Genomic DNA, 6,171 nt, shown 5'->3' with positions numbered 1-6,171 from the left:
AGTCCCATACCTGCGTCTCGATGCAACAGGACTGCTTTCATTCGTTTTTCATAAGAATACATTTTAAACCTCCTGACATTTAGTGATCATGTCAGGTCCAACTTTTTGTCCGCACCTCCAATAGAGGGATTACATAAAATAAAAGGTGGACCGGAAGCGTAATGTGCGCAACGCCCCTGTGTGGGCGTTGCGCCGTTACTACTCAATACTTGGATGAGATCAAGTATTGAGCCAATTAGTAGTCATAACGTTGATGTAATAACGCGTAGCGAAACCGGGGAGAGAGGGCGTGAGATTAAAATGTAATGTTGTGTATAAATACTTATTTTTGTAGGTACCCTCTATCGCCCTTCGGGCACTTTCTCCCAGCAGGGAGAAAGCAATTGCTCCATGAATCTCAAAAAATAAATATAAATAAAATTGAAAATATATGAAATGATGGCTTTCCCAGAGGGGAAAGTACCGGGAGCGGTGCCTTCCCTGGAGGGAAGGCGTATCGTGCCCGTGTGCACGATACGGCGTAGGTGACGGAAGCGTAATGTGCCTGTGTGCACATTACGCCGATACTACTGCCTGATTAATCAGGCAGCCAATTAGTAGCAATGACCTGGATCCCATACAGCTCAATAACCGGGGATAGAGGGATTACATAAATATAATAATTTTTTAGCAAGGCTGGGCCCTATGATTGCATTATTCCATTGTGGTGCTGCTAGTTACGGTGGGATAATTCAACCATAACCATTGATTATACCCGAATATTTGCTACAATGAATATAACAATTACACGCGAGGAGGAATGGGCTATGGTACGGAAAAATCTTTGGGATCGGCATGAACAGGCCGTATTGTTGGTAGCATTGCAAGAGGTGCTATATAACAACTGTGACCGGGAAAAGATGATAGTTGATATATCACGTCAACTGCGTCAGCGGGCCATTGCCAATGGAGATAAAATCGACGATAAATTCCGCAATGAGACTGGTATCAGGTTGCAGATGCTATCGTTGGAGCACATATTTACAAACGGAAAATCAGGTATAAATAAACCAAACAAATGGAATAGTGAGATTATCCATATCTACCGTGACGACTGGCCTTATTTCCAGTACGTCCTCCATGATGGAACCACTCCCTTAGTAGAACCATGCCCGCGCTGCGGCGGCACCCATACAGCCCCCATTCACCAGGAAACGAAGGAACAAGGAAAAAACAAGAAAAGCTCCGTCAGCATGCCAGCCCTGCAAGGCCCGCGCTACCACTGCTACGACTGCCACTACGACTTCGGCAGTGCCCCTGTAGACCCGGCAACAGGCAAAGCCTACGCTGACATGGTCACAGAAATGACCTACACCATAGAAACAAATGATGAAGACACAAGCCAAACCTACACCTTCCGGAAAGCACCAGCCCATATTGCCACACAACCCGGTACGACCCTCGCCGAAGCAAACGCGACCACCATCCCCCTGACGCCAGCACAATGGCAAACCCTGACACACACACTGTACAGCAAAGTCAGACTACACGAATGGAACCAAACCACCCTAGGCAGCCCAGGCCAAAACGACGTCACGTGGGCCTTGAAAATCATGCAAAATAAGGGGAAATATGTCGTATATAGAGGCACTAATGCCTTTCCGTCCCTGTGGAAGGACCTTATGCAGGTATTGATGCCGTGGATGAGGATGAAGAAAGATGAGCCTGGTGAAAAGCTGGTGGCGGAAGGGGAGAGAAAGTAATAAGCAGTTCCCGATGACGGGATTAATATGATTTATGTAGGGAAAGGACAGCCTCATGTTGAAATGGACATGAGGCTGTCTTTTTTTTCGTAAGTTATAAATCATATAGATCAACGGGACAGAGGGTAGGGAATAATGGCGTATAAAGATCAAAAAATATAGAGGATGCCTATGAATTTAACAATGTCAACTACGCTTAGATTAATCTTTTTCATGCTGATATTAATAACAAAATTTTATAAAAAAGACCGCGCTCTATTGATTTTCAACTGAATTTGATGTATTTTATAATAGACTAATAATGTATAATATGCGTGGTTTATAAGCATTTTTAAAATATAAGAATAATTTCTCAACAAAGTAGGCAATAGATACAGGCTAAATAGGAAAGTACGTTAAAAACAGCTGGGAGAGGGTAGTCCATGAAGACATTTAACAATTCGACGCATGTCGTGAAAGATGATTTGGTGGAGAAGATACATAGTGGCAGTAAGGTTTCGATTGCAGCTGCATGTTTTTCTATTTATGCCTATGAAGCACTATTAAAACAACTGAACAAGTGCGACGAATTCCGCTTCATCTTTACGTCACCTACCTTTATCGCTGAAAAGACGCCAAAAGAACGAAGGGAGTTTTATATATCTCGGCTGGCCCGTGAAAAAAGCCTCTATGGGACGGAATTTGAAGTGCGCTTGCGCAATGAGCTGAAGCAAAAAGCTATTGCTAAGGAATGTGCCACCTGGATGAGAAAAAAAGCCTGCTTTAAGTCGAATACGACTAGAGGTAGTATGAACCAATTCCTGGCTGTGGAAAATCCTGATGCAACCTACATTTACACGCCTTTTAATAATTTTACGACCGTCGACTTGGGCTGTGAGCGCGGTAATACCATCTCCAATATCGTCATGCGTTTAGATGAAGCACCGGATACAGAGGAGTTTTTGCGTGCTTTTAATAGTCTGTGGGAGGATGAAGAGAAGCTGTCCGATGTCACGGAGTTTGTCATTGACATGATTTCCACCGTTTACGAGGATAATGCACCGGAACTCCTGTATTTCATGTCCCTCTACAATATTTTCAGCACCTTCCTGGCCGATATATCTGAAGATGTCCTGCCGAACGAAGCGACAGGCTTTAAAAGCAGTGTCATTTGGAACAAACTCTTCCAGTTCCAAAAAGACGCAGCCCTTTCAATCATCAATAAGCTTGAACAATATAACGGCTGTATCCTTGCTGACAGCGTCGGCCTGGGTAAAACGTATACAGCCCTGGCAGTTATGAAATATTATGAAGGGCGAAACAAGAATGTCCTCGTCCTGTGCCCGAAGAAATTATCGGAAAATTGGATGACTTATCGGGGCAACCTCACGAATAACCCCTTGGCCAACGACAGGTTCCGGTGCGATGTCCTTTATCATACGGATCTTTCCCGTAATAGTGGCAGTACCGTTATCGGTCTGCCCATCGAGCGTATCAACTGGGCTAACTATGATCTCGTCGTCATTGACGAAAGCCATAATTTCCGTAACGGAAATGGAACGAATAGCCACGGCGGTGAAAAGGAAAACCGCTATATGCGTCTTATGAACCGTATCATTCGCCCCGGTGTTCGGACCAAAGTCCTCATGCTCTCAGCAACTCCCGTCAACAATCGTTTCAACGATTTGCGCAACCAGTTGGCACTTATTTACGAAGGCGATCCGGCAGAACTCAATGAAAAACTGGATATCAAGTCTGACATCGATACGATTTTTCGTAATGCACAGAGAGTTTACAACCAGTGGTGCAAGGAACCGGAAGAAAGCCGGACTACCCAAAATCTCCTGTCCCGTTTGGATTTTGATTTCTTTGAAATCCTCGACAGTGTCACTATTGCCCGCTCGCGAAAACATATTCAGACCTATTACGATACATCAGAAATAGGTACCTTTCCGAAGCGGAATAAACCTATTTCTGTGCGCCCCAAATTATCGGATCGGGAACATAGTATTAACTATAAAGAAATATATGAAAGCTTATCGAAACTACATTTGACGATTTACACTCCGACGGAATTTATTCTTAAAAGCAAGCTTAAAGTGTATCTGGGAGAAGATGAAAATGTCGGTTTTCGCAAAGGTCGTGAAGCCGGGATTCGCCGTTTGATGGCAGTCAACCTGTTAAAGCGTATGGAAAGCTCCGTGTATTCTTTCCGCTTAACCGTAGGAGCCATTAAGGAACGCATGGAGGACACGTCGCATACTATCGATAAATTCAAGGAATATGATAACTACGAACTCGACGCTCCTTGGGACATTGACCAAGATGAAAACACCTTTGATGGCGATGACCAAAATACAGATTTCTTCCAGGTAGGTAAAGAAAAGAAAATCAAGCTGAAAGATATGGACTTTATTTCCTGGCAACGGGAGATGCAGCAAGATATCGAAACCCTGCAAAATATCTTGGACATGGTCAGTGACATTACGCCGGAATACGATGCCAAGCTTAACCAGCTCTTCCGCATTATTGGAGAAAAGGAAACTAACCCCATTAATGAAGGCAATCGAAAAATACTTATCTTCACAGCTTTTGCTGACACGGCAGAATATTTGTACCGGGAAATAGCACCTAGAGCAAAGAAAATAGGACTCGAAACAGGGCTGGTTACAGGGAGTTACAACAAGACGACCCTAAGTGATTTCAAATTGGACATGGACCACGTCCTGACTTGTTTTTCGCCTGTTTCAAAGGAACGGGATGAACTATATCCTAAGGATAAAAATCGGAATATCGATATTCTTATCGGTACAGACTGCATCTCTGAAGGGCAAAACTTGCAAGACTGTGATTATTGCATAAACTACGATATTCATTGGAATCCTGTCCGTATCATCCAGCGCTTTGGCCGTATCGACCGTATCAGCAGTAAAAATGCGACGATTCAGCTCGTTAATTTCTGGCCTGACCTGGACTTGGATGAATACATCAACCTCAAAGATCGCGTCGAAACGCGTATGCGTATTTCTGTCCTTTCCTCTACCGGTGATGATGATCCCATTAACTTGCAAGAAAAAGGCGATCTTACCTACCGTAAGGCCCAGTTGAAAAAGCTTCAGGAAGAAGTCGTTGACTTGGAAGATATGACCAACGGTGTATCGATTATGGACCTTGGGCTCAATGAATTCCGCATGGACCTCCTGGCTTATATGAAGGAACATCCGGACATTGACCGGATGCCCTTTGGTATCCATGCCGTTGTCAAAAGTGAAAAACCAGGTGTCATGTTTGTGTTACGTAATGTAAATGAAAACATCAACGTCAAAAATCGCAACAGGCTCCACCCGTTTTATCTGGTTTACATTAGCATGGACGGCGAAATCATTACGAACCATCTTCAGCCGAAGGACACACTAGACGTCATGCGCCACCTGGCCAAGGGAAAGACAGAACCTGACCGGGATTTGTGCCATAAATTTAATACGACGACCAAAGACGGCCGGGACATGAAAAAGATATCAGCGCTCCTCGAAGATGCCATTCACTCCATCATTGCCGAAAAGGAACAAGACGACATAGCCAGCTTCTTCTCTGACGATGTGACGACGTTCCAACAGGAAGGCTTCTCCGGCCTTGACGATTTTGAACTCATTTGTTTCCTGGTGGTGATATGACATGATCCAATTTCCACAAGCTACACGCGTACATAAATCAATACCGAAAAAAGCGTTTTACAGGCATTTATCATTAACGAAGCCGGTGCAAAACGCCTTTGTAACCGATATCGACCGTATCTATGTTGAACAAAGCCTGACACAAAAGAACCTGAATCTCAATACAGATTCGAAAACGCGGGAAATTCTTGTCATGGGTATTACCGTAAAAAAAGAAAACTACGACCACCGCGTACTGGAAGCCATTGCACGCAACAATCACCACAAGCTCCTCTTTATCTTGGACAATGAAGGACTGTGCCAAGTAGCACTTTTTGAACAGAAGCTCTATACTACGGCCTGGCAGGATGCAGGGGATATAGATATAGAAATACAGGGAAACTCCTTAGATGAAATTTGGGAAAACCTGGTAGAAGAGATCGCACTGGCTGAAGAAACGCCAGGAAAAACAGATGAACTATCCCTGAATGAACGACTTAATCGCCAAGAACAACTGGAAAAACTCGATAAAGAAATCACGAAACTCAAAGAGGCTGTATGGAAGGAACGACAGCCGAAACGGAAATTTGAACTCCACGAAAAGATGCAAGAATACAGGAAAAAACGGGAGGAACTGATTCATGGATAAATTGACAATGCATACCACTGACCTGGCAGGGAGGTGCGGACAAAAAGTTGGACCTGACATGATCACTAAATGTCAGGAGGTTTAAAATGTATTCTTATGAAAAACGAATGAAAGCAGTCCTGTTGCATCGAGACGCAGGTATGGGACT

At 43.9% G+C, this 6,171-nt stretch carries 3 protein-coding genes; all 3 read left to right on the top strand.

The window, feature by feature from the left end:
• Positions 1-806 precede the first annotated feature (806 nt).
• Positions 807-1,742 carry a hypothetical protein gene (locus H8J70_RS12150; protein ID WP_186504558.1) on the top strand — a complete coding sequence of 312 codons (936 nt, stop codon included), beginning with the start codon at positions 807-809 and terminating at the stop codon, positions 1,740-1,742.
• Positions 1,743-2,164: 422 nt separating this feature from the next.
• Complete coding sequence (locus H8J70_RS12145; RefSeq protein WP_186504557.1) at positions 2,165-5,395, top strand: helicase-related protein; 3,231 nt, start codon at positions 2,165-2,167, stop codon at positions 5,393-5,395.
• 1 nt (position 5,396) lies between these two features.
• Complete coding sequence (locus H8J70_RS12140) at positions 5,397-6,023, top strand: DUF4391 domain-containing protein (protein ID WP_186504556.1); 627 nt, start codon at positions 5,397-5,399, stop codon at positions 6,021-6,023.
• Positions 6,024-6,171 lie beyond the last annotated feature (148 nt).

Origin of the sequence: Megasphaera hominis, assembly GCF_014269395.1 — a bacterium.
Classification (GTDB): domain Bacteria; phylum Bacillota; class Negativicutes; order Veillonellales; family Megasphaeraceae; genus Megasphaera; species Megasphaera hominis.
The sequence above is the reverse complement of the archived record's forward strand: the minus strand, read 5'-3'. Positions and strand labels throughout refer to the sequence as shown.